This window comes from Bradyrhizobium sp. AZCC 2289 (genome assembly GCF_036924615.1).
Lineage (GTDB): Bacteria > Pseudomonadota > Alphaproteobacteria > Rhizobiales > Xanthobacteraceae > Bradyrhizobium.
Window position 1 is genome coordinate 1,866,269 of record NZ_JAZHRY010000001.1, and the last position, 26,051, is coordinate 1,892,319.

The following is a 26,051-nucleotide window of genomic DNA, read 5'->3' on the forward strand; positions in this document are numbered from 1 at the left end:
GGGGGGCGCCAATCGGCCAGATTTGCCGGTCAGAGCTGCGTCGCGAGTAAAGTCCTCTCGCGGCTCTGGAGTACGAACTGTTGCGCGAGCACCGCAGGGTCGTATCCAAACCGATGGGGCGCCCCGCGTATGCGCTCGAGCCTACGGTGAGGTCCTTCGGGTCGCTGGATCGTGCTCCATGCTGCCCGATCCGCTTTTTGAACAGTACTGATAATACGACTCGCTTGCTATCGCTGGAGAGCCCGACGCCATGCGCCCGGACTTACGCCGCTGTCTGTCTGAAAGCTCGCGTGAGGTGACTTTGGTCGCTGAAGCCGCACTCCGTGGCCACATCCGATAGCGACAGCCCGTCATCGCGCAGCTTTTCCTTGGATATTGGGGCTGGTCGTCCTATCGCCTACGCGGTAATCTCATTATGTTTCTTGGAGGAATGGCAAAGCTAATGCGCATGTCAGCGAGGAACACCTGGTAGAGCAACCGCCAACAGTGATGGTCATCGACGATGATCCGGGAGTGCGGGACTCACTAGGCAAGCTGCTTCGATCGGCGGGCTTTCGGGTCAGCCTGTTCGGATCGGTGAGCGAATTTCTCGCGGCGGATCGGCCAGAAGGACCCGCTTGCCTGGTGCTTGACGTGCGGCTTCCCGGCCAGAGCGGACTCGAACTGCAGCGCGAACTGGCAGGTGCCAAAGGACAGCTGCCGATCATCTTCATCACCGGACATGGCGACATTCCAATGTCGGTGCAGGCGATGAAGGGCGGCGCCATCGAATTCCTGACAAAGCCATTCAGGGAGCAGGATTTGCCGGAAGCGATTCAGCTCGGTCATGACCATGATAAAGCGCGGCTCGATCAGGAACGGGCCATGGCCGACCTGAAAGTTCGTTTCGAAGGTTTGACGCCGCGGGAGCGCGAGGTCATGGCGTTCGTGGCGAGCGGGCGATTGAACAAGCAGACTGCAGCCGACCTCGGCGTCAGCGAAATCACGGTAAAAGTTCATCGTGGCCAGGTGATGCGCAAGATGCGGGCATCGTCCTTGCCTGACCTGGCGCGGATGGCCGACCAGTTGCAACTGACACCGACAAAGCCGCGCAGCCCGGGTCGCGTTGCCTAGCGCAGACACTCAGCCTTGCATCTTCACGATGCGGCGGCCGGATGAGCCGGTGCAGTAAAGCAAAAGATAGCGCCATGTGGCACATTAGGGCTTGCCCACAATCGTCCGTTATGCGCTTCGATAATCGACCGGCAGATCGATAGCCCAAGCCCCAAACCGCCCGGTTTCGTGGTGTAGAACGCCTCGAACACGCGCTCAAGAGTCGCCGGCGCGAAGCCTGGACCTGAATCTCGCACCTCGACTGACACGCCATCCGGTTCGTTACGGCTGCTGATGAGCAATTCCCGCATTTCCTCGCCGATATCGCGCATCGCTTCGATGGCATTGAGGATCCGCCAAATAGGATTCACTGCGGCGTAGCCGATCTTCGGCCTTCTTGGCTTCATCGATATCAACAGAAAGGCCATACCACTGGATGATCCGCCCCTCTCGGTCGCGCAGAGGCTCGCCACGAGCATGGTGCCAACGAAACTCGCCGTCCGCTCGACGAAGACGGTGCACAACCTGGAAATAAGTTCCGGTCTGAACTGTGTGAGAAAGAGCCTTTGCAGTTTCTGGAAGGTCGTCCGGGTGCAGGAAAGCCACCACCCTGGCTGAAATCCTCAAATCGCCCGCCAGGTGCCGCCCCATTGTCAGAGACCCCGCATTTTACGACGTTGCCTGCGAGCATCAACTTCACTCGCAATTCTGGTAGTTCAGCGTCGAATTTTACATGGCGTGCCACATTGGTGAGTAGCTCGGAGACGATCAGTCCGAGCTTCCAGCAGCGTCCTCCTTCAAGCCTTAGATCATCCGCCGAATACAAGACACGTATCGCCAGGCAATCCAGTCGGTATTTCGTAATGGCGAAGCAAACCTGCTGGAGGTAGCTCGCGGCATCGGTGAGGCGCCCCTGATCCGGCATGTGCAGCGCGTGATGAACGTCGGCCCATTGATGCAGGAAGTCCACAATTTCGAGCAGCGCGGCCTTGACTATCACGCTATCCGACTGCACCGCTTTAGCTGAAACCGCGCATATCGCGGACGTCAGTTCGTTTTTTATTCTGTGGTCCAACTCTCGAAGAAGCAAAGATCCATCGGAATTCGCCAAATGCGCGATGTGCTCCGTCATTACGTGCTCCAACGAGTTGTTCTCTCCGACCAACAGCGGCCGCCGTGGTTTCGTTCGGATGGCGCTGCCGTTTCAAACGACGCACATAGTGAATAGCTTCGGACAGGGGCCTTCATAGCCCGACGCCGCGACGCTCCAATTCGGCCTCAATCGCGTCAAAGACGATCTCGGCCGGCATTACTGCGAAACCTGTCCAGAGGATGACCACAGCGCGCGCGGCGATCAGGTATTCGGTCATGCAAGGTTGCTCCCAATGCGAGATGCCGGTTAGCCCGCGCGGTCAAACGTAACGCGAAATAAGCGGTGAATTTCGGCTCCTCTTGATGCTGCAAGGATAACGGATGTGTCTTGGACGATCTTGGACGTTGCTGATTTATTTAGATGATAGATGCGCAATTTCTTCCGATCGAACGCTCGTTAATAGGGCCATGACGACGTAGCACGCTTGGGCCGCATGGCATTCGAGCTTATTTGACCGCTATCAATCCACCAAAACTGGCAACAATCCCCGCCCATTACTGTTCGGCGGTGTATAACTGGGCCTCTGGTTGCGCGCCTCGATCGGGCGTTCCTTGCCAGGCGGAATTTGGATTGCGGGGTTGGATGATGGATTACAGCCGGCTGTGTATCTGGCTGGAACAGGGCCGTAGCTTCAAGATTCGACGGATCCGGCGTTTCGTTAGGCGGTGGTGAAATCGACGACTGGATCTCCGGAGGGTCCATGGTAACGGGAGGAGTGATGGTCGGCTGACTGGTGTCCAGAATGACCTCCTCCGGCCATTTGTGGGCGGACTTGATCCGGATAACCGCTCTATCGAGGGCGACGGACTGATCAGCGAATGTTCCTCGGGGGGGTGGCAGAAGCCAGCCGGGGATGAACAACAAAGCCGCAAGCGTGCCTCCAACAAACATGAAATAGCGGGCTATAGGCACCGCTTACCGCTCTTGAAAATTGAGCAATCAGCTTCGCCTTTGGGACATACCCGAAAAACCGAACGCATCACTGAGCTCGCACCTGCTCGCTCGGCGAAGGTGCTACGATGATGGAAGCTGGCCTTACCTTGGTAAGGAAAGCCACGAAGCACAGCGCCCCGATGGCGAACGTAGCCAGACTGAATAAGCTCCTCATATCGAATCCTGTGCCGTTTCTATTCCGCGTCGATGCGGCCGAGTCCAATTCCTTGACCTGCCGCGTTACGAAGATCCTGTTTGAACGACAGGAGCGGTACCCGATCGGGGGCGACAGACGCTGCGCGGAGCGCCCTCAGCTGGCGACGAGAGCGAGGCCTACTCCACCCCAATCTTGATTTATTTCAAATCCATGCCTAGCGCCTTCGCGACGCCCGCACCGTAGGCCGGATCTGCCTTGGCGCAGTTTACGACATGGCGCTCCTGAATGTGCTTCGCTGCGGCGCCGACCTGGCGAGCCGTGTTATCGAACAGGATTTGCCGCTGGGCAGGCGTTATCTTACGGAAAAGGTCGCCCGGCTGCTGGTAGTGATCGTCGTCGACACGATGGTCCCAATGTGCGGCTGCGCCTTCAAGCTCCAGCGGCGGCTCGTTAAGCTGCGGCTGATCGATCCACTCGCCGCGACTATTGGGGAAGTAGGTGGGGGTCGCGCCGAGATTGCCGTCGGTGCGCATGGCGCCGTCGCGATGATAACTTTGGAACGGGCATTTCGGTGCGTTGACCAGGATGTGGTGGTGATTGACGCCTAGTCGGTAGCGCTGCGCATCTCCGTAAGAGAAGAGGCGCCCCTGCAGCATCTTGTCCGGTGAGTAGCTGACGCCCGGCACGATGTTGGCGGGAGAAAACGCGGCCTGTTCGACTTCGGCAAAGACGTTCTCGGGGTTCCGGTTGAGTTCGAAATATCCCACCTCGATCAGCGGAAAGTCACCCTTTGGCCAGACCTTGGTCAGGTCGAAAGGATTGAATTTGAATGCCTTCGCCTGAGCGTCCGTCATCACCTGGATGAACAGCGTCCAGCGCGGAAAATTGCCGGCATCGATATTTTCGAACAGATCGCGCTGATGGCTTTCGCGATCCTTGCCGACGAGAGACTCGGCTTCCGCGTCGGTCAGATTCTGGATGCCCTGCTGGGTACGGAAGTGGAATTTGACCCAGACGCGCTCATCTCCGGCATTGAGGAAGCTGTACGCGTGGCTGCCGAAACCATGCATGTGACGAAAGCTTTTCGGAATACCTCGATTGCTCATGACGATCGTGACCTGGTGCAGCGCCTCAGGCAGCAGCGTCCAGAAGTCCCAGTTGTTATCGGCACTGCGCATACCGGTGCGCGGATCGCGCCTGATAGCGTGATTGAGGTCAGGGAAGCGCAGTGGATCGCGGAAGAAGAACATCGGCGGGTTGTTGCCGACGACATCTCAGTTACCCTCTTCCGTATAGAACTTCAGGGCAAAGCCGCGGATATCGCGTTCGGCGTCCGCGGCGCCTCGCTCGCCCGCGACGGTCGAGAAGCGGGCGAACATCGGGGTCTGTTTGCCGATCTTTGAAAAGATTTTGGCCTTAGTGAAGCGCGTAATGTCGTGCGTGACGGTGAAGGTGCCGTAGGCGCCGGAGCCCTTGGCGTGCATGCGGCGCTCAGGGATCACTTCGCGGGCGAAATGCGCGAGCTTCTCGACCAGCCAGACATCCTGCAGCAAGGCGGGACCGCGCGGCCCCGCGGTCTGAATGTTAAAATTATCCGCGACCGGCGTGCCCGATGCATGGGCCAACGGCGGTCGTTTGGATTGCTCGTTCATGGGGGCTCCGGTGAAGGTTGAGTGCGCCGGTTGTGTAATACTTCATCTAAAGTGAGAGCCGTCGTGTTGAGCTCGAACCGCGTCTCAAAGCTGCACTCAATATGTCTTCGCGCGGCCAAATCCGATTGAACGCAGATGCGGGATTTACGCCAAACATGCTCAAAACTGTCCGTTGACGAATTCAGGGACGTCCGGCGCACTCGCATGATTTCAGAATAATCCGTGCGGGTTTCAACAAGCGGCCATCTTTTTCTAAGGCAGGCCGGTGTAAAGCTCGCGATAGCCGGATCATCGAGGCAGGCTTATGAGCGTCGTAACGAACGGCGCCATGTCATTCCTGATCGTTGCGGCGATTACCTTGGGCGGTCCGCCCGCGCCAGCTATTGAAGGGCTCGCTATCCACGCCAACACGAAAACGGCGTGAACGTTCCATGCACCGTAGGGCCGTTCAAGAGCGGCCGTCACAACGACCATATCCATACCAGAGACCGAGGTACCTTCGGATCTGGAGGAATTTCCATGGCGACAGTTCTGACCAAATCGTTTCCACAAGAAAAGCCGCCTTTTGCAAAGACGCTGCCAGGCAAAAAACGCGTCCTGATCGTTGGCGGAGGCTTCTCCGGTATCGCGGCCGCGCGGGCGCTCAAGCGAGCCAATGTCAAAATAACGCTGATCGACCGGCGTAATCATCATATTTTCCAGCCACTCCTGTATCAGGTCGCCACCGCTGTTCTGGCGCCAGCCGAGATAGCGGCGCCACTTCGGCAGCTTGAGGCAAAACAGACGAACCTCAGCGTATTGCTGGCGGAGGTTAAGGGCATCGACCCGGGGGCGCCCACCGTCGAGGCCATTTTGCCCAGGAATTGGCAGTCGAGAAATGGAGTACGATTTCCTCGTGATCGCCGCTGGAATGCGGCCGAGCTATTACGGTCACGACGAGTTCGCGCGGTTCGCGCCAGGCCTCAAGAGCCTCAACGACGCTGAGACGATCAGAACCAAGATCCTCGGTGCGTTTGAACTGGCGGAGTCAACCGATGACGAGAAGGAACGCGCGCGCCAAATGACCTTCGTTCTGGTCGGCGCCGGCCCGACCGGCGTCGAGCTTGCCGCTTCGATCGCTCAACTAGGCACGATCACACTGCGCAAAAATTTCCGCAAGATCGACCCTGCCAAGAGCCGAATTGTATTGCTCGACGGCGGCGCCCGCGTGCTTCCGACATTTGCGGAATCGCTGTCGCGAAAGGCGGCCAAGCGGCTAACGAAGCTCGGCGTTGAAGTTTCGACTGGCGTCAAGGTCGACAAGGTTGACGAGCAGGGCGTCATCGCGGCTGGCGCCCGCATTCCCGGCGCCACCGTGCTTTGGACAGCGGGCGTTAGCGCCTCGCCTGTCGTAAAAATGCTGGGGACGAAGACGGACCGCGCCGGGCGCGCCTTCGTGGGCGCGTTCATGGATATCCCCGAGGCGCCCAACGTCTTTGTGGTCGGAGATGCCGCCTCGATAACCCAGGATGGTCACCCCGTCCCCGGCGTGGCGCAGGCCGCCATTCAACAGGGCCGATTTGTCGGACAGGTCATCGCCAACCGAATAAGGGGACGCTAGGATGGCCGGCCGTTTCGGTACCGCAACAAAGGCAACATGGCGGTGGTTGGCAAGAACTTCGCCATCCGAGGCCGGCCATTGGCGCAGCAGCGGCTTTCTGACCTGGTTGGTGTGGGCCGCGCTACACGTGCTCGCGCTGCCGCAGCTTCAGAACCGGTTCCGCGTCCAAACGCAATGGTTCTAGTCTTATCTGTCGGGGCAACGGAGATCACGGCTGATTTCCGAAGGGCCGCGGTCGTCTGTGTCATAGTCGTTGTGAGGCTCGGTGGTCATGATTGCCGGATGCCGTAGTTTGTTTGGGATTGCACCTATGAACGTCTCGATCATCTCTGCGCTTGCCGCGCTTACCGGAGCCGCCGTCGGCGGCTTGGCGAGCGGAATTGCGACATGGCTGAGCTACCGAAGCCAGGTCCGCGCCGAGTGGGTTCTTCACGAGAAGAGCCGTCGGCAGATTCTTTACGGTGATTTCATCGAGGACGCCGCCAAATGTTACATTGATGCTCTCCAGCACTCTGCAGCCGACATCCCCGGCTTGGTCGGTCTTTACGCGAAGCTGAGCGGGATGCGGGCAGTGTCTTCAAAGACGGTAATCCAGAGAGCCGAAGAAGTCGCCCGAAAAATCCTGGACACCTATTTGGAGCCGGACAAAAGTTTCGTCGAGCTGCGCGAAATGGCGATCGATGGCACAATCGATCTTTTGCGAGGCTTCAGCGACGCGTGCCGCGACGAATTCGAAGAAATGCGGCCGATACAATTCTGAGCTTAACCCCGCGATTTTCAATCTGTCCTCGATCTTGCAACTGATCGAAGCCAGCGGCATGCGCATGGCCACGCTTTACAATCTTCGGCCCTAATCGAACCCGAACATCTCGGCGTAACAGACCGCGGCAAAGACCAGCCCCAACACTATCGAGCTCGCGAAAAGCAATCGGCGAAGCATTCGCGCAACTCCTGTAAGACCGGGTCTTTCGCCAGTATCCGGCTTTTCGATCGGTAACACCGGGTTGCTGCAAGGCGTCAGATGCGATGACCTTCGGACCGGATGGTCGAGGCCGCCTGGCTTCTCGCCGCTATCCAAAAGGTGGACCTCGATCGGCGGCGTCTCGTTGATGCGAAGTTGTCGGTAGTCGTTGAAATTGCCCTGCGACGCGTCCCTCATCGAAGGTTATGCCGTTAAACAGAGCGGCCGATAGTCCAAACAGAACGCCGCCTTCGATCTGTGCGCGGATGATGTCCGGATTGATTTGGATGCCGCAATCGACGGCTGCCACGATCCTCTTCAGCGAGATCTCGCCCGAGAGGGCCACTGCGACTTCGACGACCAGAGCGGCGTAGGTTCCGAAGTTCTGATGTAGCGAAACCCCGCGCCCTGACCTCGGCTCTGACGGCTTGTTCCAGCCCGCGGCGTCGGCAACCTTGTCCAGCACGGCCATCGCACGCGGATTGGCATCGAGCAACGCCCGCCGGTAGGCGATCGGATCCTGTCCCGCGGTATGCGCCAACTCGTCCAGAAAGCTTTCGACGACGAAAACGTTGTGCGTAGGGCCGACGCCGCGCCACCAGTTCAGCTTGACCGGCGGATCGTGTCTGATCCAGTCGACCTTGATGGCTGGGAACGCATAGGGGCTGTCCCAAGCTCCATCGACGGCATCCTTATCGAGCTTTCCTTCCGGCCAGCCGTCTTCGTCGAAGTAGCGTCTGACCGTTCCCGACGTGGTGCGATGGGTCCAGACCAAGGGCCGGCCTTGTTCGTCCAGACCCGCTGTTAGTCTGTCGAGATAGCAGGGGCGGAAACGATCGTGCCGGATATCCTGCTCTCGCGTCCAGATGATCTTCAGGGGGTAAGAGACCTGCCTGGCGAAACGAACGGCCTGCTCGATCGTATCGGCCTGGAGCCGGCGCCCGAATCCTCCCCCGAGCAGATGGTTGTGCAACGCCACCTTATCGACCGGAAGTCCCGTGATCCCGGCCGCATGCTTCTGAGCCACCACGGGCGTCTGAGTGCCTACCCAGATATCGCAGCCGTCAGGCCGAACATGGACGGTCGTATTGATCGGCTCCATCGTCGCGTGAGCCAGAAACGGAAGCCCGTATTCGGCTGTCACTCGCTTCGTCGCGCGCTCAAGCCCGGTCTCGACGTCGCCGCGATCGAGAGCCTTGATCGGCGTACCCTCATCGGCCGCTTTCGCGGTCTCGGCGCGGATCGATGCGGTGGTCATCTTCGCGTTCGGCCCCAACTCCCAATCGATTTCCAGTGCTTTAACGCCGATGTGAGCGACCCAATAGTGTTCGCCGACGACCGCTACTGCGTCGTCGATGCGCAAGATGTCGATTACGCCGGGAATCGTTCGTGCGCGACTTTCGTCGACCGATTTCACCCCGCCTCCGTCCACGGGGCTGATCGCGACGGCTGCGGTTTTCATTCCGTCTATCGTCACATCGATCCCGTAAACCGCGCTCCCATTCACCTTGGGCGGCGTATCGATGCGACGTTGGGATTTGCCGATGATCTTGAACTCACCGAGCGACTTCAGCTTCGGATCTTCGTGTATTGGCAGGGTCGCGGCCGATTCAGCGACCTCTCCGTATCTTAGCACCCGGCCCGTCAATGCAGGATCGCGCCGTCCTTCGTGGCGCATTCGTCCGGATGCACTCCCCAAGCCTGCGCCGCCGCGGCAACGAGCATGGATCGCGCAGCGGCCCCCGCCTGCCGAAGAGGGGTCCAAAATCCCCGGATCGAGGTGGACCCACCCGTCATCTGGGCCTTGAAGAGAGGCTGCGCGTAAAGCGATGCGTCGGGCGGAGCGGCAATCGCCACGATCTGATCGAGACGTACGTCGAGCTCCTCGGCCAGCAAAGCCGCTTCCGCGGTGTAGATGCCCTGACCCATCTCGACGCTCGGCATCACAAGCGATATGCCTTCCTCTAGCGAGATGCGGACGAAACCGCCGATTGCGCTCGGACCTGTCGCTTCGGACGTCGCAGCTCGTGCTCGGGCGCTACAGAAGGCGACCATGAGCCCACCCACGATCAACTTGCGACGGGAAATCGACAGGTGCTCGGTCATGTGCGGGAGGCCGACTTGATCGCGGCGCGTATGCGCGCGTATGTCGCGCAACGGCAGATGTTTCCGGCCATCGCCGCATCGATTTCAGCATCATCGGGGGCAGGATTGCGCTCGATGAGAGCCGCCGCGCTCATGATCTGACCGACTGGCAGTAGCCACATTGGACGACCTCCAGTTCGAGCCACGCCTCCTGGATCCTGCGCCCGCACTCCTTTTGCCCGATGGCCTCGATCGTCGTCACTTTGCGAGAGCCCACGTTCGCCGCCGGCAACATGCAGGACCGAACGGGACGGCCGTCGACGTGTACGGTACAAGCGCCGCATTGTGCTATTCCGCATCCGAATTTGGTGCCCTTTGGTCGCCGCTTTAGCGACTTTCATTACAAGTGATCGCCGTTCGGCGGCTCCACGTTGATGACGTCGGCACCGAAGTCGGAAAGAATCACGGCAGCGCTGGGGCCGGCGATGAAGCTCGCCAGATCCACCACCTTGAGTCCGGAAAAGATGTTGTCGTTCGGCATGTTCGTCTCCTTAGTGTTGAAGTTCGGGCGTGATTGAAACGCGGCGGTCATTGTCGTTCAGTTTTTCCAGTGTCTGGGAAATCCAGCCGAGCAGGCGGGTTTGGACCTGGCGCCGGTTGATCTCGTTCAGCATCTCGTGTCGACCGCCCGGATAAAAATCGAAGGCGATGTCGAGCAGCCCGGCATCGCGGTAACGGTCAATCAGTGTGTGGAGTCCCCGCAGTTGCTGTCCGACAGGGTCTTCGCTTCCGGAGAACAAATAGATCGGCAGATCGCCGCGGATCTTGCGGAGTGCGACGGGATCGTACAACCGCGGCGCGGTGCCGAGGAACGAAACAAGAGAGTCGCGGTGAAGATCTCCAAAGCAGAGGGGATCAGCCATGAACGCATCGACGATCGCCCGATCGCGGCACAGCCAATCGAAAGGCGTGCGCGCCGGCTCGAATGCGGCGTTGAGGAGGTTGCTGCCCGCGTTCTCCGGAAGCGCGGCCCGGGCCAAGCCTTCAAGCGCTCCCGATCCCGAGAGGATCAAACCATCAATCTCGTGGCTGTGGTCGATGACGTATCTCTGCGCCGCAAAGGATCCCATGTTGTGCCCCAAGAGGAGCAGCGGCAGGTTGGGATTTTCCCCTCTGGCGATCTCGCTCAGGCGGGCCATGTCTTGGACGAGAAGTTCAAAGCCGCCCCTGCCCAGTTCTCCCAATCGCGAGTGGGCCGAGAGGCCGTGCCCGCGATGATCGTTGGCGTAGACGGTGAGACCTGCCGCAGCGAGCGCATCGACGGTGACGGCGTAGCGCCCCATGTGTTCGCCCATCCCGTGGGCGATCTGAACAACGGCGCGGGCCGGGCCGCGGCTGCCCCAGCGGGCGCACGCGATGCACAGTCCGTCGGAGCTGGTCAGCAGGAAGCGCTTTGTCGGAACTCGGGAGGGAGAAGGCCTTGCCATGGGGAATGTCCGATATCGCTTGTGCTCGAAATTCAGCGTCCGTGAAACTGCGGCGCGCGCTTCTCGAGGAAGGCGGAGGTGCCTTCCTTCTTGTCTTCCGTTGCCGCACAGATGCCGAAGTAGGAAGCTTCCAGTGCAAGGCCTTCGCTCTGGCTGGTGTCCAGCCCCTTGTTCGACGCCTCCAGGGAGAACTTCACGGCGATCGGCGCGTTGGCGGAGATCTGCTTTAGTATTGTCTCGGCGCGAGCGATGAGATTGGCCGCGGGGACAACTTCGTTGACGAGGCCAATGCGATAGGCTTCCTGCGCGGAAATCGTCTCGCCGGTAAGGATCAGCTGCAACGCCCGGCCCTTGCCCACCAGGCGTGGCAGGCGTTGCGTGCCGCCGCCGCCGGGCAGCAGCCCGAGCTTCACCTCGGGCTGCCCGAATTTGGCATGTTCCGCCGCGATCCTCATCGTGCAAGCCATTGCCGTCTCGCAACCGCCACCCAGCGCAAAGCCATTGATCGCCGCGATCACCGGCTTGCCGAGATTTTCGATGAGGTCCAGCACGCTCTGCCCGAACCGGCTGGACTCCTCCGCTTCATAGGCGTCGACATGCGCGAGTTCACTGATGTCGGCGCCGGCGATGAAGGCCTTGTCACCCGCGCCGGTGAGAATCACGCCGTGCACGGAAGCGTCGGCCTTTGCATCCTCGAATGCGGCCCGCAAATCGGTCCAGGTCGGCGTATTGAGCGCGTTGAGCACCTTGGGCCGGTTGACCGTCACGTAGGCGACCGAACCCTTTTTCTCGTACTGGACGTTCGCAAGCGCCAATGCCGCCCTGGGCAGGGAGTTTGGTGCTGTTGCAGGCGAAGCGGTCAATGATGCGTTTCCCGAAACCATGGTCATATCTCCTGGATGAGGGGCAGCCGGCGTCGGAGCGCCGGCCGCTGGGATGTCACACGAAGGCGCCGTGGTCGGTGATGGCCTTGCCGACGATCAGATTCTGCATCTGATAGGTGCCTTCGTAGGAGTACAGCGCCTCGGCATCGGCGAAAAAGCGTGCAACATTGTAGTCGGCGACGATGCCCTTGCCGCCCAGCGCCTCGCGTCCCCACGAGACCGTCTCGCGCGATTTCGCCGTGCAGAACGCCTTCGCCAGCGCCGCGTGATGGTCGCCAAGCTTACCTTCATCATCAAGCTGCGCCAGGCGAAGCATCAAACACTGGCACGCGGTCAGATTGGCAAGCATCTTGGCGAGCAAATCTTGAATCATCTGGAACGAGGCGATCGGCTTGCCGAATTGCAGTCGCTCCTGGGCATATTTGAGGGCTGCTTCGAATGCGCCCATCTGGATGCCTGTTGACGCCCAACCCACCATGTACCGCGTCATCCGCAGCACGCGCGCGGTATCGCGGAACGAATTGCCGCCCTGTAGGCGATTCGCCTCCGACACCCGCACGTCCTTCAGCGTGATCTGGCCGTTCTGGACCACCTTGAGTGCGATCTTGTGCTCGATCTTTTCGACGCTGAAGCCGGGCGTCGACTTGTTCTCGATGATGAATCCCTTCACCTGGTTGTCAGCCAGATCGCGCGCCCAGATGATCGAAAGGTCGCACCACGTCGAGTTGCCGATCCACCGCTTCTGGCCATTGAGAATCCAGCTATCTCCCTCACGCTTGGCGGTCGTGGTCAGTCCGCCGCTTGTTCCCGAACCGACCAGCAGCTCGGTGAGCCCGAAGCACCCGATCTTTTCGAAACGCGCCATTTGCGGCAGCCATTTCTGCTTCTGCTCCTCGGACCCATCAAGATAGATCGAACCCATCGCCAGGCCGCTATGTACGCCCCAGAATGTACAGAACGACGCGTCGACGCGCGCCAACTCCATCGCGACGAAGCCGAACAGCTTCTGGCTGCCGCCCGCGCAGCCGTAACCCTCAAAGCCGAGACCTCCGAGGCCAAGCTCCTTGAACGAAGGCAGCAGTTCGAATGGAAATGCATCGTCGGCCCAGTACTTGTTGATAATCGGCTGGACCTTGGTCTCCATGTATGTCCGCACCTTTTTGACGAGCGCCTTCTCCTCGGGCGTGAGAAGTTCGATCAGCTGATAGAAATCGCCATCGGGTACAGGCACTGGCTTTGGCGCGGCGGTTTTGCTTGCTGCGGTTGCGGTGGGCATTCGGAACTCCCAATGCTGGAGAAAGTTGAAGGACGTTTGATCGATCTCGCCGGGTAGCGCCTGGCCTCAGGAGACAGGCTCCGTCGATTTCGTTTGGCTCGACCTGGCCGCCTTGTTGCGCAGCTCAATCAGGCCGAGCAGGACGTCGTCGCGTTCCGCCGCGAGTTCGTCGATCGAGCGCGATCCGGCCTCGGCATGAACGCTGTCGATGAGCTTCTTTTGCACTTCCGGAGTTAGCACCGGCGAGCCGAGGGTCTTCCACCAGGCCGTCATCGGGCCCGCAAATTGCTGGAAGAAGTGCTCTATGCCGCCCGGACCGCCGCCGAGATGGTTGAGCATCATGTTGCCCATGACGCCCCAGCGCAGGCCGGGGCCCCAGCACAAAGCGGTGTCGACATCGGCGGCGCTCACCACACCTTCGGAGACAAGGTAATAAACCTCTCGGGCCAGAGCCGCCTGCAGGCGATTGGCGACATGCCCCGGCATTTCCTTGTTGACGCGCACCGTCCGTTGCCCGATCGACGTGTAGAATTCAGCGGCGCGCTCGATCGTATTCTTCGATGTCTTTGCTCCCCCGACGATCTCGACCAGCGGGATCAAGTGCGGCGGATTGAACGGATGGGCGATGACGCAGCGCTCGGGATGGGACGCGGCGCCCGACTGAATTTCGCTCATGGTCAAGCCCGATGAGCTTGAGGCGATGATGACGCTGGGATGCAGCAGCTCATCCAGTTGGCGATAGAGCGCCTTCTTGAAGTCGATCTTCTCGGGCCCGTTTTCCTGGACCAAATCGGCGTCCTTGACAGCGTCCGCCAGGGCCGCGGTGAATGACAACCTGTTCTGGGAGGCACCGGGTGCGAGGCCGAGCCGTTGCAGCGCGGGCCACGCTGTTGAAACAAAGCGCTTCAATGCTGCTTCCGCGCCTGGCGCAACGTCTGTCGCCACCACGTCAAGGCCGTGGGCAAGGAAGAGCGAGGTCCAGCTTGCGCCGATGACGCCCGTGCCGATGACGGCGATGCGGCGAATGGGCTTGTTTTGCGACATGTCACTTCTCCTCCGGGATTTCGGCATATGCGATGCCGGTGAGGTTGCCCTGCGCATAGAGGAAATTTCGTTCACCGGATCCATCGAGCCGTGCGGAATAGATTGAGCCGGCGAAATCGGTCACGAACATGCGATCGTTTGGAACGTCGAGCGCAATACCGATCCCCTCCATGAGATGGGTCACCACGATCTCTGGCTCGGCAGGCTTGTTGTCGACCGAAGCCCGGTTCACTGTGTTGCCGCGCGGCGGGTCGCCGCGGTCGGTCCAGTAGAGAACACGGTTCTTGTGGTCGAGCTCGAGATCGATCGGCTCCGGCAACTTGTCGAAGAAGATCTCGATGTCGGATCTGTTGGCTGCAGTCTGGCCGGCGGGGATTTCGACATTGGCGCGGAAGAGGCGGCCGAGCCCGGCATTGTCTGGACCTTTTTGCGTCCAGTAGATATGTCCGAATTTCGGGTCGATCGTCAGCCCGACGCACCAACGCGACGCATCTCGGCTATCGGCTTCGCCGTGCCCGGTCTCGATGAGCGTCTCCAGCTGCGAGCCGTCGAGATTGCAGCGCATCACGCGCATGCCCTCACGGTCGCACCAATAGAGCTTGCCGCCTTTCTTATCGAGAATGATCTGCTTCGGAGAGTGGGTGTCTCCCTGCGCGACGATGGTCTTGCGGTTCTTGCCGTCGATGTCGGCGCGCTCGACGGACCCGTCATTCAGGTTTGGGATGCCCATGTTAGTCCAGTAGATATGTCCGGCCTCGACATCGACGACGATGCCATCGGGCAAGTGGCAATCCGACACGATGGTCCTGCGGCTGGAACCGTCGATATTCATGGAGTGAATGCGGCCGGCATTCAACTCAAGGACAAACAGGCGCGGGATAGCTGCCCTCGCAGCGTCTTGTGATGATTTCAATAGCGGCTTGGACATGCCGCACCTCTTTTCGACCTGGATCGCGTTAACTCAAAGTTCGACCGTGAGTATGCCGCGCAGGCCAATGATCATCTTTGATCCGACTGTCGTCTCTGGAACGGTTCTGCTTCTAACTCCACGTATGAAAGGCACGACGCTTCTGCCCGCTCTGAGAGCAATTGCGAACGAGGTCGAGAAAGAAGTCGGCTCAACTGCTGGCGCAGTTCTGGCGCCGCGGTCCAGTCATTCCAGAACTGAATTAGGACCCGCCAATCAGCCTGATTTGCCAGGCCAGAACTGTGTCGCGGGGAAAGTCACATCGCGGTTTTGTGATTGATCGACGCCTTACGTGTCGAGATCAGAGGCTGGCTCAAACTATTGCAAGAGCATCAGCAGGGTCGTATCTAGTTGAGCCTGCCTATGCGCGCGGGCCTAAGGTGAGGTCATTCGGATTGATGGACCGCCACTCGATGTCATCCGATCTGCTTTTTGAACGGTACTGATAATTACGATACTCGCGTGCTATCGCTGAAGAGCCCGACGCCACGCGCCCGGACTTACGCCGACTGTCTGTCTGAAAGCTCGCGTGAGGTGACTTTGGTCGCTGAAGCCGCACTCCGTGGCCACATCCGAAAGCGACAGCCCGTCATCGCGCAGCTTTTCCTTGGATAACACGACGCGCTGCTCGATTAGCCATTTGTGCGGCGACACGCCCAGCGTTCGACGGAAGGCGTGCGAGAAATAACCCACTGATAGACCGCACTCTCGCGCTACCTCCATGAGCGTCACACTGCGCTTGACGCTGGCGCGAAGAATTTCCGTCGCGCGTCGCTCCTGCCATGGCGCGAGCCCACCCCGGACCGGCCGCGACATTGGCCGCATGCCGCCATAGGTCTGAGCAACATGCACCCCGACCGCCAGCAGGACGTGGTCGAGAAACAACAGGTTAGCTTGGTCCGGATGGCGGAGGGCGGGCAGCAGCAACCTCGCGAGGCTGGAAATCGTGACGTCGCTGACGCCCCCGCCCGGCTTATAGCTCAGATCGCGAATTCGCGGCGCGTTGGCCTCGTCAGCGATCGCATTTAACGCCGCACGCGGCAGATAAATAGCCAGAGTGTGATAGGGCTTGTCGAGGACAGCTTTGGGATCTCGCTTCAGGTCATGGAGACAACTCTCGCCGGCCCGCAAGTCGCACATCGGCGCTCGTCGGCCATCCAACCAATATTCGCGACGGGGACGATCGCGAAGGTGCAAACAAACGAGAAAAGCATCTTCCTGCTGAATCGAACCGCTCATTTCCCGCAGCGGATTATCACACCGAACCTCCGTGACGGCCATATCGGCGGTACGCAATGCCCGGGTAACAATCGCGGGTGCATTTTCGACTCGCAATCGCTCCCCAAACCGCTGTCCATAAGCCTCGGTCATGCTCCCTCTACCCCTCAATCGGCCAAACGGTAGATCCGCATTTTGTAGCTCCTTGGATTGGACGTCGAGGTGTAAATTCTTGTGAAAATCTGTTGTCAGGGCGCGATCACAAGCGCCAACCTCCGATCGCTGGCCGGGCGGCACTCGACAGGCTATCGGAGGAGCCTCATCGCTGAGCCTGAAACGCGGCTGCCGGACGTGCACCTAGGTATAATGGCTGGTCCGGCGATCGCCGACTATGCAGCGAAACTACGGCCTGACTGCCGATTCCGACGAAGCCGCCCCTCGTTTCCGAGATGATTGCGCGCCCTTGTTCCGAGACGATGTCGCCCCCCGGAGATGGGGCCGTGCTGGCTATGGCTGTTGTTGTTTCGTTCGCGGCTTTCGTCAAGCCTCTGGAGGGGATTTGGCGCGGCGCATGCTGTCGCCGTCGAGGTCGAGACGGCGGGCATTGTGGACGAGCCGGTCGAGGATGGCGTCGGCATAGGCCGCGATCGGCAACTGGCTGGTGATGATCGTCGAGTGACGGCCATAGCGTTCTTTGAGGATTTCGAGGAGATCGTGGCGGGCCTGAGCGTCGAGCGGCTCGAGCCCCCAGTCGTCGAGGATCAGGAGCTGGACGCTGCCAAGCTTGGCCAGGAAGCGGGCATAGCGTCCGTCGCCGCGTGCCAATGCCAGGCTGGCGAACAGCTTGGGCACGCGCTGATACAGCACGGATCGGTCGTCGCGACAGGCCTTGTGGCCCAGCGCACAGGCCAGCCATGATTTCCCGACGCCGGTCGGACCGCAGATGACCAGATTGTCGTGCGCGGCGATCCAGTCGCCGGCGACGAGCTTGAGGAACAGCCCCCGGTCGAGGCCGCGGTGGCTGCGATAATCGACGTCCTCGGGTGCCGCCTGATGCCGCAGCTTGGCGAAGCGCAGCCGGGCGGCGAGCTTGCGGTCGTGGCGGAAGCCCCATTCGCGGTCAAGCAGCAGCGCCAGCCATTCGGGATGGGTGAGCCGTTCAGCCTCGGCATTGGCGGCAAGTTCGCCGAACGCTCTCGCCATGCCGGCCAGCCCCATCGCGTTCAGTCGGTCGAGGGTGGGATGTTGCAGCATCATGATCTCCTTCAGTGATAATAGCGGGATCCCCGGATATTCGGGTGGGTGATGGCGCGATCATCCTGCGCCGGCCGGGGCGCGGGCGCCTGGTCGAGCCGGTTGTCGAGGATCGACCTGACCGATCCATAGGTGCGTGCGCCGATATCGAGCGCCCGGCTGCATGCCGCTTCAACCCGCTCGCGGCCGAAGCCCTTCACGAGACGGACGATACCGAGGCAGGCCCGGAAGCCCTGTTCAGGATGCGGGCGATCGGTCAGGACCTTCTCGCACAGCAGGGCCGCGCAGGGACCGATCGCCGCGGCCTCGGTCGCGATGCGTGTACGCGTACCGTCCCGGGCGCAATGCCCAACAGGCGGCTGCTGTTCCGTGGCCACAAAGCCCTAGCCCAAGTTGCGTTACCTAGCGCAGACGCTCAGCCTACATGACCGTAAAGATCCCATTACTCTTCACCACCACTGATCGGCTGCCTGCCAGACTCGATGCCTGCCATGTCGCAGATCCCGAAGCGGCACTCCACTCACGATGGCGGCCGGATGAGTAGGCGCAATGAAGCCAAAGATAGCGCCACATGGCACGTTTGGGCTCGCCCACAATCGTCCGTTATGCGCTTCGATAATCGATCGGCAGATCGATAGTCCAAGCCCCAGACCGCCTAGTTTCGTGCTGTAGAACGCCTCGAACACGCGCTCAAGAGCCGGCGCCGCTAGGCCCGGACCTGAATCCCCCACCTAGTTGCTCACTGTGCAAAGCGGACTGTTCGCAAATCCACCTGCCATCGCCGTCAACGCCGGACACACCATCGAACGAGCCGCGCGTTACTTATTAGGAATCTGTCGGCCTTTGTAAAAAACGGCTCCATTCTGCTGAATTGAGCCTGCCCTCACATTAATCTAGCGTGTGTAGCGGCGTAGCATTACACGCATGGCGAACGGAGTGGGGCACGATGATGAAGCCAGTGAGAACCGATGGTTATGGACAACGGCTTGGGGATCGATTGCGAGTTGAAAACGCACCTGCGATTGTTACCCGGGCATTGCGTAACGCTGATATGGCCGTCACCGAGATTCGATGTGATAACCCGCCGCCGGCAAGGAGCGGTTCGATTCAGCAGGAAGATGCTTTTCTCGTCGCTTTGTCCCTCCGCGATATTCCCCGTTTAAAATATTGGGAGGATGGCCGACTGGCGTCCGTGTGCGACTTGCGGGCTGGCGAGAGTTGTCTCTGTGACCTAAAGCGAGATCCCACCATTCTCCTCGAAAAGCCCCATCACTCGCTGGTATTTTATCTGCCGCGTGCGACGCTGGACGCGATCGCTGACGAGGCCGACGCGCCGCGAATTCGCGATCTGAGCTATAAGCCCGGCGTGGGCGTCAACGACGTCACGATTGCCACCCTCGGGCGCCTGCTGCTGCCCGCCCTCAGCCATCCCGACCAAGCTAACCCGTTGTTTGTCGACCACGTCCTGCTGGCGGTCGGGGTGCATGTTGCTCAGACCTATGGCGGCATGCGGCCAGTGTCGCAGCCGGTCCCGGGTTGGCTCGCGCCATGGCAGGAGCAACGCGCGAAGGAGATAATCGCCGCCAACCTCGGTGGTGTGCCGGTCAGGGAGCTGGCGCGGGAATGCCAGTTGTCGAGGGTCCATTTTTCGCGCGCGTTTCGCCGTTCCGTAGGAGTGACGCCGTACCAATGGCTAATGGAGCGCCGCGCCGAGGTGGCAAAGGAAAAGCTGCGCGATGAGCGGCTGTCGCTCGCCGATGTTGCCACGGAGTGCGGCTTCGCCGATCAAAGTCATTTCACGCATCACTTCACCCGCCTTGTTGGCGTAACTCCGCGCGACTGGCGTCGGGCGCTCAAGGAATAGCGAACAGAAGCAGTCGCGGACCACGCAAGAACGACGAGGATTGCGACCAAGACTCGTACAGGCAACGAAAGCGAGTCGGCTGCCGTTTTTCGGTCTGAGGTCGCGAGCGACCGAATGGATCGCCAATCAGCTCACTGAGGCTTGCGGCTGGGAGCAAATCCCTCGTTAAAGCGCTGAAGGCGTGTTTCTTTGGAGCCGCCCGCCGCAGAACGTTTATCTGCTGCCGTAGCATCCAAATTTCTACCTCGAGCGCAACCCGCGACCGCAACAGATCGACAACCATCCAACCAATCAGCCTGCATAGATCCCTCATGACCCAGCAGCATCGCCCGATTCTCGGTCTTTCACCAGCCGGATGAGGTTTTCGACAGGGACAGGAGCGGGAGGGATCGAACTCACGCATTCCTGATCGAACCGGTCTCCGCCTGAAAGATTCCTCAAAACGGGAATATCCGCGATTTGGTTCACGCCAGCGGCGACGCGTCCATCATTCTCCCTCGCATGATGGCGATGAAGCTTGCGAGGAGCGGCACCGCGCAAGGCTGTCCGAAAGCGATCAATCAGTCGAGGAGGGTTTGCCGTCATGTTCAGCGCTGCGAACAAACCGCCAAGCGGACATTCGGTGCAAGCCTCGCAGTGCGCGGTGTCCTGCTGTCGGGCCGACCTACTTCTTATCGGCGATGCTTTTCGGCTTTAGCAATGTAGCCGGCGCCGTCACCTGGGCGCGCACATCGCGCAAGCCACTGGGCGATGCCGATGCTACGGGCGTCTCGACTTCGCGGCGCGGCCAGGTAAAGTCGTCGGCGCGACCAGCCGGCGCCGACAAAGGCTCACCTTTGATCATGACCCGCGCGGCAAGCGCGTCGACCGCGGCCCGCGGCGCCCCCGGACCGCCGAGCAATTGGTCGCTGTTAGCGGTAGCGGCGACCAGCTGCACTATCGGCCCCGCCAACGGACGCGGCGCGGTCTGACCGGGGACTGCTTTGGAGGCGGGGGTTGCAGGCTCGGCGGGTAGCGCAATCGGGTCCGAGCGCCCAGCGAGAAGACGGGTGATCTCGCGCTCGACATAGTGGGCGAGTTTGCGCGCGCCGGGCTTGGTGAAATAGACGCCGTCATCGGTGCGCAACTGGCGGATCTGGCCTTCGTGATCGGGGCCCTTCTGCAGGAAGCCCCCTGCTTCGTCGACAAATCCGTCCCAGATATCGACATAGGTGATCCCAGCGCGCCCCGCAGCGTCCCGGTGGAGCGCGTCGAGAAACAGCATGTCCGAGGTGCTCTTCTGTCCGAGGATCGCGAGCAATCCCACCCAGACCACCGGCACGCCCTTCGACTTCGTGACCGCGATCATCTCGTCGATCTTCTTGGTGTAGAGCTCGACCCAGCGGCTGTCGCGAAACTCATAGATGCCATTCGGCGAACGCGTGCTCTTCTCCAGCGCCACCGGCGGCGCGTCGGTATTCTCTGCATCGGCCCGCGGCAATTCGTCGTCGGCCGCCCTGTCGTCGGGTTTGGCCGTGTTGTTGCCAGCATTGTCCTTCGGCTTCACATCTCGAGGCTTGTTGTCCGGCTTGCGCGCGTTTTTGTCGGCCGGCTTCTCGCTTTTCTCGGCAGCTGGCTCGCGGATCGTCATGTGATCGTTGAGGCCTAGCATCACCACGATGACGTCGGGCTTTTCGTTGGCGAGGATGTTCCTTGCAGCGGCCGCCCAATCGGCAGGCGCGCCCTTGGGCTGGTACTGGATCAGGCCGGAAATTGTTTTCACCTTCCGGATCACGCCGATGGCGGGCTGCTCGGTGTAGGCGTCCTCAAGGCCGTAAGCGAGCCAGTCGGCCATGGCGTCGCCGAGCACGAGCACGTTGCGTTCGGGCACTGTGTCGCGCTTCTCAGGCGGCGGGGCCCTTGAAAAATCCTCGCGCACGGGCGTCGAGGCCCTCCGCCTATGCCACCGAGGCTGGGGCGCGCGCTGCTGAAACGGACCAGACGTGTCGTTACCAAACCAGCCGCCACCGAGCCTGCCGTCACCGCGTTGCGGCGGCGGCCGCTGCTGAAATCCGCCAAAATTGAAAAACTGTGCCGAGGTGGGTCCGCCAAGGCTGAGCAACAGCACCGCCGCAATCGCCAACGCGATCAGCGGGACGCTTCCGGTCAAGATGCCGTTTTTCGGCTTGTCGGACACGCTCTTTAACCGCACGAAGGTCCGGCCCTTTTGCTAGGCAAGCCTTGTTATTTCAAGGCACAGCTTTTCGGCTGGATCCCGGCTCCGATCGGGATCCAGCCACTTCAACTAGGCCAGATGAGGCTTGTCTATGCGCCAGCGGATTCTAGTAGCTCTGAGTTAGCACCCATTGAAGCTCTCCTATCAATTTCGAGGTTTGTTGCAGTGATGGCCCGCTTAGCGGGCTCATCGGAGCGCTTCATTGTTTGTGACTATTGCTTGTCCGCATATTCGAATTCAGGCAAAGCCTTGATTGCGTCCTTCGAACCACCCGGAAGGATGAATTTTCCACCATTCTCCTTCAGCTGGCCCACCGGAATTGCCACATCGTGGCGGCCAACGCCCAGAAAGCCGCCTGCGCCGACGATGGCGTATGACACCGCCTTGTCGGGCGCCACGATGATGTCATCGATTTTCCCAATGGTCTCACCGTTGTCATTGAAGACGTTTTTCCCGAGGACCTGGCGTTTGGTGCTCCAGCCCGTCGTGACGTCGCGTAGTTCGACATTGGCGACGCCGAGCTTGGTAGACCCAACAACCTGTTGGGCAAAACAAGCGGGCATAGCGATCAATAGCACGGCAACTGCGATCGTGGACAGCGACTTCATAAGAATCTCCATTTGCAGAGTGGCCGGCGGCGAGGCGCGAGACAACCACCGTCGCACTAACGTTTTGTTAGTCGAAAGCTCGACGTGACCATGCCGCGCGGGCCGATGATGATCTTTGATGAGACTGTCGTCGATCGAACGATTCTGTTGCTAACGCTACTTCTGAAGAGCGTGGCGCCTCATTCTCCAGCGTTCTCCCGAACGAGGTCGAGCGCGGCAGTTGAAAAAGTTCGGTTCAACGGCGAGCAGAGTTCTATCTCCGAGATCTAGTCATCCTGCACATCCCGCTCAGCGTTGGATTGGGGGCGCGCCCATCGGCCTGATTTGCCGGTCAGAGTTTGCCGTCAGAGCTGTGTCGCGAGTTGAAAGTCTTCTCGCGGCTCTGCAGGATCTTTTTCGACGGGCCTGCGTGTCGGTATCGCGGACTGGTTCGAACTGTTGCGAGAGCACCAGCAGGGTCGTATCCTGGTGCTCGTCGCATAGCGCGGACCTACTGTGCCGGTTGTCCGGATCGCTGGATCGCGCTCGATGTCACCCGACCCGCTGTTTTGAGCGCCCCCGGTGCAGCCTACGAAATCCGAAGGAAACTCCGCTCGCTTGCTATTCCTTGAGCGCCCGACGCCATGCGCCCGGACTTACGCCAACAATGCGGCCACGCTCGCCGTCCATTTTTCAACTTGCTGGGAGATCCAGCCGAGCAGACTGGTCTGGACGTCGCGGCGGTTGATTTCGTTGAGCATCTCGTGTCTCCCGCCCGGATAGAAATCGAACGAGACGTCGCGTAGCCCCGCATCCCGGTAGCGATCGATCAGCACGTGAAGCCCGCGCAGCTGCTGCCCGACGGGGTCTTCGCTACCCGAGAACAAATAGATCGGCAGGTCGCGGCGGATCTTCCGGAGCGCAACGGGATCGCACAGCCGCGGTGCGGTGCCGAGAAAGGAAGCAAGAGCTTCGGGGCGGAGGTCCGCGAAGCAGAGGGGGTCGGCCATGAACGCATCGACAATAGCCTGATCGCGGCTGAGCCAGTCAAACGGCGTGCGCGCGGGCTCAAAGGCGGCATTGAGGAGGTTGCTGCCGGCCGGCGCCAGAACCACGGCCCGGGCCAACCCATCAAGCGCGCCCGATCCCGAGAGCACCAATCCATCGACATCGTGGCTGTGATCGATGACGTATCTTTGCGCGGCGAAGGATCCCATGCCGTGGCCAAGCAGGATCAGCGGCAGGTCGGGATTTTCGTCACTGGCGAACTCGCTCAGACGCTCCATGTCCTGCACGAGCAATTCAAAACCGCCTTCGCCGAATTCCCCGAAATGCGATGCCGAGCGAGCGGTGAGGCCGTGCCCCCGGTGATCGCTGGCGTAAACCGTCAATCCGGCCGCAACGAGAAACTCGATGGTGCCGGCATAACGCCCCATGTGCTCGCCCCTACCGTGCGCGATCTGAACAACGGCGCGGGTTGGACCGCGACTGTCCCAACGCGCGCACGCGAGGCACAGTCCGTCCGAGCTGGTCAGCCGAAACCGTTCGGTCGCCGCGTGAGAGGAATCAAGACTTGCCATGGCACGTCATCGGCTTTGCTTGCGCTTGAAATTCACCGCCCATGAAACTGCTGCGCGTTTCTCGAGGAAAGCGGAGGTTCCTTCCTTCTTGTCTTCGGTGGCCGCTGCGCAGATGCCGAAGTAGGAAGCCTCCAGTGCAAATCAACCGCCGAGGGCGGCCCATCTTCTTCCGCTTCAAAACATCATGAGTCGCGCCGGCGGCGCATTGCTCGGCCTCAGTCAACGGAAAGGTGAGAAGGAAAGAAGATCCTTCGGCGGCGCAAGACGTATGAACGCGGCCACCCAAACTGCTGGCCAACTCGCGGACGATCGTAAGCCCTCGACCGTGCCGGATGGATTCAGGTGCCGACCCATTGTCAGAGACCCCGCACTTTACGACGTTGCCTGCAAGCATCAACCTCACTCGCAATTCTGGATGTCGAGAGTCGAATCGTACATGTCGTGCCACATTCCACGTCGCGCCGTGGGCCACGGACGGCTCCCATGGCCTGGTCGGCACAAACAGCTTCCAGGCTCTCAGCGAGTACCCCTGGTTGAACGGGAAAACGAGTGTGTTGCCGGTGTTCCGCAGCGACACTGGTCGCACAGTTGAAAGGTAGGCACGGATGGCAAGGACGTCGTCGGTCGAAAGCAGCGCATAGGCCGTGTACGGAAAGGCAGAATAGAGATCCTCTCCATTCTTCCCAATTCCCCTATGCACGGCTCTTACGAATTCCGCATCGCTCCATCGGCCAATCCCTGTTTCCCGATCGTCCACCATTTCACTGCAAGTGAAAGTCCGGTGCGGCACCCGCCGCCCCGAACAATGTCGTCACGCTAAGCATGTACCTTCGCCTTCGGAATCGCACCGCTCGCACGCAAACCATCGATTTCGGTCGCGCTGAATCCCAGCTGCTGGAGAACTTCCTCGTTGTGTTCTCCAATCTTCGGCGCGCGCTTGGCGGGCACTTTGGCGACGCCATGCACCTGAAGCGGGCTAGAGATGGTGGACGTCAGCTTGCCGCCGGCGCCCTCGAGCGGAACGATGATGTCGTTCGCCCGCAGCTGCGGATCGTTGATCACCTCTTGCGGCCCGCGCACAGCTCCGAACGTCACATGGACTCCGTTGAACACCTCGTACCAATGGGCCATCGGCTCGGCGCTGAATATCTCGTCGAGGATCGCCGTGAGCTGCGGCATATTCGCCATCAGCTTCGCTGGATCGGAGAACCGCGGATCGGTCAGAAGATCAGGGCGGCCGATGGCCTTGGCGACGGCTGCCAGCTTGTCGGGTGTAATGAGGAGAACGAACCAGGTGTCATCCTTGGCGCGCCAGACGTTCATTGCCGCATTGGCGGGGTTCTTGCGATCGTGCAGCCCGAAGAATTTTGCATCGCACAGCGCGGCCTGGATCGAGACGCTGGCGGACCACACGCCTTCGGCGAGCAGCGAGGTCGTGACATGCGCGCCCTCTCCGGTGCGCTCACGGCGATACAGGGCGGTGACGATCGCCGAATAGAGCCCGACGGCGGTGGCATTGTCACCGCTGCCTGCTACCGGCCAGGTCGGCGGCGCACCCGCATCGCGTGTCATCGACAACAATCCACTGCGCGCCCAATACGACGTGATGTCGAAGCCGGGGAGATCCGCATCGGGTCCCTTGTCGCCGAAGCCCGTGATGTCGGCGTAGATCAAACGTGGATTCCACTGCACCACGTCGTCATATTCAAGCTTCAGTCGCGCACGCGCCGGATGTGGTGTGTTGACGATGAGAACGTCGGCCCATTTCACCAGTTTTTCGAGAACCTGATGGGCGCTCGGAGATTTCAGATCAAGCGCCATACCCCGCTTGTTGCGATTGGTGAGGTGCCAAGGGTAGGCATCCTCGGAGACCGGCTGCGGCGGCAGGTGGTTCGCAATTCGCCATAGGTCGCCGTGTGGTGGCTCCACCTTGATGACGTCAGCGCCGAAGTCCGACAGGATCACCGCGGCGCTGGGGCCGGCGATGAAGCTCGCCAGATCCACCACTTTCAGTCCAGAGAATATATTGTCGCTTGCCATAG

General features: G+C 60.5%; 22 protein-coding genes and 6 pseudogenes. 5 read left to right on the forward strand and 23 right to left on the reverse strand.

The features are described 5' to 3' along the window. Positions 1 to 262 precede the first annotated feature (262 nt). Positions 263 to 331, reverse strand: coding sequence for a hypothetical protein (locus V1289_RS09120; protein WP_334407358.1), 69 nt, complete (start codon positions 329 to 331; stop codon positions 263 to 265). Positions 332 to 465: 134 nt separating this feature from the next. Here V1289_RS09120 and V1289_RS09125 point away from each other — a divergent pair, with 134 nt between their 5' ends. Then, positions 466 to 1,113: a response regulator transcription factor gene (locus tag V1289_RS09125; RefSeq protein WP_334407360.1), complete on the forward strand. Its 648-nt coding sequence runs from the start codon at positions 466 to 468 to the stop codon at positions 1,111 to 1,113. A 23-nt stretch (positions 1,114 to 1,136) separates the two neighbouring features. Here the strand turns inward: V1289_RS09125 and V1289_RS09130 are convergent. The 5 genes and pseudogenes from V1289_RS09130 to V1289_RS09145 form a co-directional block, all read right to left on the reverse strand. After that, a pseudogene (locus tag V1289_RS09130) lies at positions 1,137 to 1,445 on the reverse strand (ATP-binding protein); the annotation flags it as partial. Continuing rightward, a complete protein-coding gene (locus tag V1289_RS49600; protein WP_442896172.1) occupies positions 1,375 to 1,743 on the reverse strand; it encodes a PAS domain-containing protein in 369 nt (122 codons plus the stop codon). The pseudogene V1289_RS09130 and the gene V1289_RS49600, both read right to left, overlap by 71 nt. Before the next feature lie 220 nt (positions 1,744 to 1,963). Then, positions 1,964 to 2,224, reverse strand: a pseudogene (locus V1289_RS49605) (histidine kinase dimerization/phosphoacceptor domain -containing protein); the annotation flags it as partial. Positions 2,225 to 2,336: 112 nt separating this feature from the next. Beyond that, positions 2,337 to 2,462: a hypothetical protein gene (locus tag V1289_RS09140; RefSeq protein ID WP_334396642.1), complete on the reverse strand. Its 126-nt coding sequence runs from the start codon at positions 2,460 to 2,462 to the stop codon at positions 2,337 to 2,339. A 1,070-nt stretch (positions 2,463 to 3,532) separates the two neighbouring features. Next, positions 3,533 to 4,987 (reverse strand): annotated as a pseudogene (locus V1289_RS09145) (catalase). Between the two features lie 519 nt (positions 4,988 to 5,506). Between V1289_RS09145 and V1289_RS09150 the strand changes: the two are divergent. The 3 genes from V1289_RS09150 to V1289_RS09160 all read left to right on the forward strand — a co-directional run bounded on the left by V1289_RS09150 (position 5,507) and on the right by V1289_RS09160 (position 7,347). Continuing rightward, on the forward strand, positions 5,507 to 5,971 hold the full coding sequence (locus V1289_RS09150; protein ID WP_334396644.1) for an FAD-dependent oxidoreductase: 465 nt from the start codon (positions 5,507 to 5,509) through the stop codon (positions 5,969 to 5,971). After that, the gene (locus V1289_RS09155; RefSeq protein WP_334396645.1) at positions 5,865 to 6,587 is read left to right on the forward strand and encodes an NAD(P)/FAD-dependent oxidoreductase; all 723 of its coding nucleotides are present in this window, start codon (positions 5,865 to 5,867) and stop codon (positions 6,585 to 6,587) included. The genes V1289_RS09150 and V1289_RS09155 overlap by 107 nt, the downstream gene beginning before the upstream one ends. Before the next feature lie 310 nt (positions 6,588 to 6,897). Continuing rightward, the gene (locus V1289_RS09160; protein ID WP_334396646.1) at positions 6,898 to 7,347 is read left to right on the forward strand and encodes a hypothetical protein; all 450 of its coding nucleotides are present in this window, start codon (positions 6,898 to 6,900) and stop codon (positions 7,345 to 7,347) included. Between the two features lie 310 nt (positions 7,348 to 7,657). On the opposite strand, the gene V1289_RS09165 is transcribed toward V1289_RS09160, so the two are convergent. The 13 genes and pseudogenes from V1289_RS09165 to V1289_RS49610 form a co-directional block, all read right to left on the reverse strand. Continuing rightward, on the reverse strand, positions 7,658 to 9,226 hold the full coding sequence (locus V1289_RS09165; RefSeq protein WP_334396648.1) for a xanthine dehydrogenase family protein molybdopterin-binding subunit: 1,569 nt from the start codon (positions 9,224 to 9,226) through the stop codon (positions 7,658 to 7,660). Then, positions 9,193 to 9,654, reverse strand: coding sequence for a molybdopterin cofactor-binding domain-containing protein (locus tag V1289_RS09170; protein WP_334396649.1), 462 nt, complete (start codon positions 9,652 to 9,654; stop codon positions 9,193 to 9,195). The genes V1289_RS09165 and V1289_RS09170 overlap by 34 nt, the downstream gene beginning before the upstream one ends. Then, positions 9,651 to 10,006: pseudogene (locus V1289_RS09175) on the reverse strand ((2Fe-2S)-binding protein); the annotation flags it as partial. The pseudogene V1289_RS09175 and the gene V1289_RS09170, both read right to left, overlap by 4 nt. A 45-nt stretch (positions 10,007 to 10,051) precedes the next feature. Next, positions 10,052 to 10,174 (reverse strand): annotated as a pseudogene (locus V1289_RS09180) (CoA transferase); the annotation flags it as partial. A 10-nt stretch (positions 10,175 to 10,184) separates the two neighbouring features. Next, positions 10,185 to 11,120, reverse strand: coding sequence for an alpha/beta fold hydrolase (locus V1289_RS09185; protein WP_334396650.1), 936 nt, complete (start codon positions 11,118 to 11,120; stop codon positions 10,185 to 10,187). Positions 11,121 to 11,152: 32 nt separating this feature from the next. Then, positions 11,153 to 12,004 carry an enoyl-CoA hydratase-related protein gene (locus V1289_RS09190; protein ID WP_334396651.1) on the reverse strand — a complete coding sequence of 284 codons (852 nt, stop codon included), beginning with the start codon at positions 12,002 to 12,004 and terminating at the stop codon, positions 11,153 to 11,155. 55 nt (positions 12,005 to 12,059) lie between these two features. Continuing rightward, positions 12,060 to 13,280, reverse strand: coding sequence for an acyl-CoA dehydrogenase family protein (locus V1289_RS09195; protein ID WP_334396652.1), 1,221 nt, complete (start codon positions 13,278 to 13,280; stop codon positions 12,060 to 12,062). 66 nt (positions 13,281 to 13,346) lie between these two features. Continuing rightward, positions 13,347 to 14,324, reverse strand: coding sequence for a 3-hydroxyacyl-CoA dehydrogenase NAD-binding domain-containing protein (locus tag V1289_RS09200; protein ID WP_334396653.1), 978 nt, complete (start codon positions 14,322 to 14,324; stop codon positions 13,347 to 13,349). 1 nt (position 14,325) lies between these two features. Then, complete coding sequence (locus tag V1289_RS09205; protein WP_334396654.1) at positions 14,326 to 15,252, reverse strand: 3-hydroxyacyl-CoA dehydrogenase; 927 nt, start codon at positions 15,250 to 15,252, stop codon at positions 14,326 to 14,328. A 504-nt stretch (positions 15,253 to 15,756) separates the two neighbouring features. Further along, the gene (locus V1289_RS09210; protein ID WP_334396655.1) at positions 15,757 to 16,662 is read right to left on the reverse strand and encodes a helix-turn-helix domain-containing protein; all 906 of its coding nucleotides are present in this window, start codon (positions 16,660 to 16,662) and stop codon (positions 15,757 to 15,759) included. Between the two features lie 387 nt (positions 16,663 to 17,049). Then, on the reverse strand, positions 17,050 to 17,763 hold the full coding sequence (gene istB / locus V1289_RS09215; RefSeq protein ID WP_334407362.1) for an IS21-like element helper ATPase IstB: 714 nt from the start codon (positions 17,761 to 17,763) through the stop codon (positions 17,050 to 17,052). An 11-nt stretch (positions 17,764 to 17,774) separates the two neighbouring features. Continuing rightward, positions 17,775 to 18,131 (reverse strand): annotated as a pseudogene (locus tag V1289_RS09220) (IS21 family transposase); the annotation flags it as partial. Between the two features lie 81 nt (positions 18,132 to 18,212). Then, positions 18,213 to 18,494, reverse strand: coding sequence for an ATP-binding protein (locus V1289_RS49610; RefSeq protein WP_442895976.1), 282 nt, complete (start codon positions 18,492 to 18,494; stop codon positions 18,213 to 18,215). 215 nt (positions 18,495 to 18,709) lie between these two features. Between V1289_RS49610 and V1289_RS09225 the strand changes: the two genes are divergently transcribed. After that, positions 18,710 to 19,627 (forward strand): helix-turn-helix domain-containing protein, encoded by a 918-nt coding sequence (locus V1289_RS09225; protein ID WP_334396657.1) that lies wholly within the window; start codon positions 18,710 to 18,712, stop codon positions 19,625 to 19,627. A gap of 664 nt (positions 19,628 to 20,291) precedes the next feature. Here V1289_RS09225 and V1289_RS09230 read toward each other — a convergent pair. From V1289_RS09230 to V1289_RS09245, 4 genes are all read right to left on the reverse strand, one after another. Then, the gene (locus V1289_RS09230) at positions 20,292 to 21,803 is read right to left on the reverse strand and encodes an SGNH/GDSL hydrolase family protein (protein WP_442895977.1); all 1,512 of its coding nucleotides are present in this window, start codon (positions 21,801 to 21,803) and stop codon (positions 20,292 to 20,294) included. A 251-nt stretch (positions 21,804 to 22,054) separates the two neighbouring features. Then, the gene (locus tag V1289_RS09235; RefSeq protein WP_334396658.1) at positions 22,055 to 22,450 is read right to left on the reverse strand and encodes a PRC-barrel domain-containing protein; all 396 of its coding nucleotides are present in this window, start codon (positions 22,448 to 22,450) and stop codon (positions 22,055 to 22,057) included. Positions 22,451 to 23,085: 635 nt separating this feature from the next. Next, complete coding sequence (locus tag V1289_RS09240) at positions 23,086 to 24,009, reverse strand: alpha/beta hydrolase (protein WP_334396659.1); 924 nt, start codon at positions 24,007 to 24,009, stop codon at positions 23,086 to 23,088. Positions 24,010 to 24,825: 816 nt separating this feature from the next. After that, a complete protein-coding gene (locus V1289_RS09245; protein ID WP_334396660.1) occupies positions 24,826 to 26,049 on the reverse strand; it encodes a CaiB/BaiF CoA transferase family protein in 1,224 nt (407 codons plus the stop codon). Positions 26,050 to 26,051: the final 2 nt, after the last annotated feature.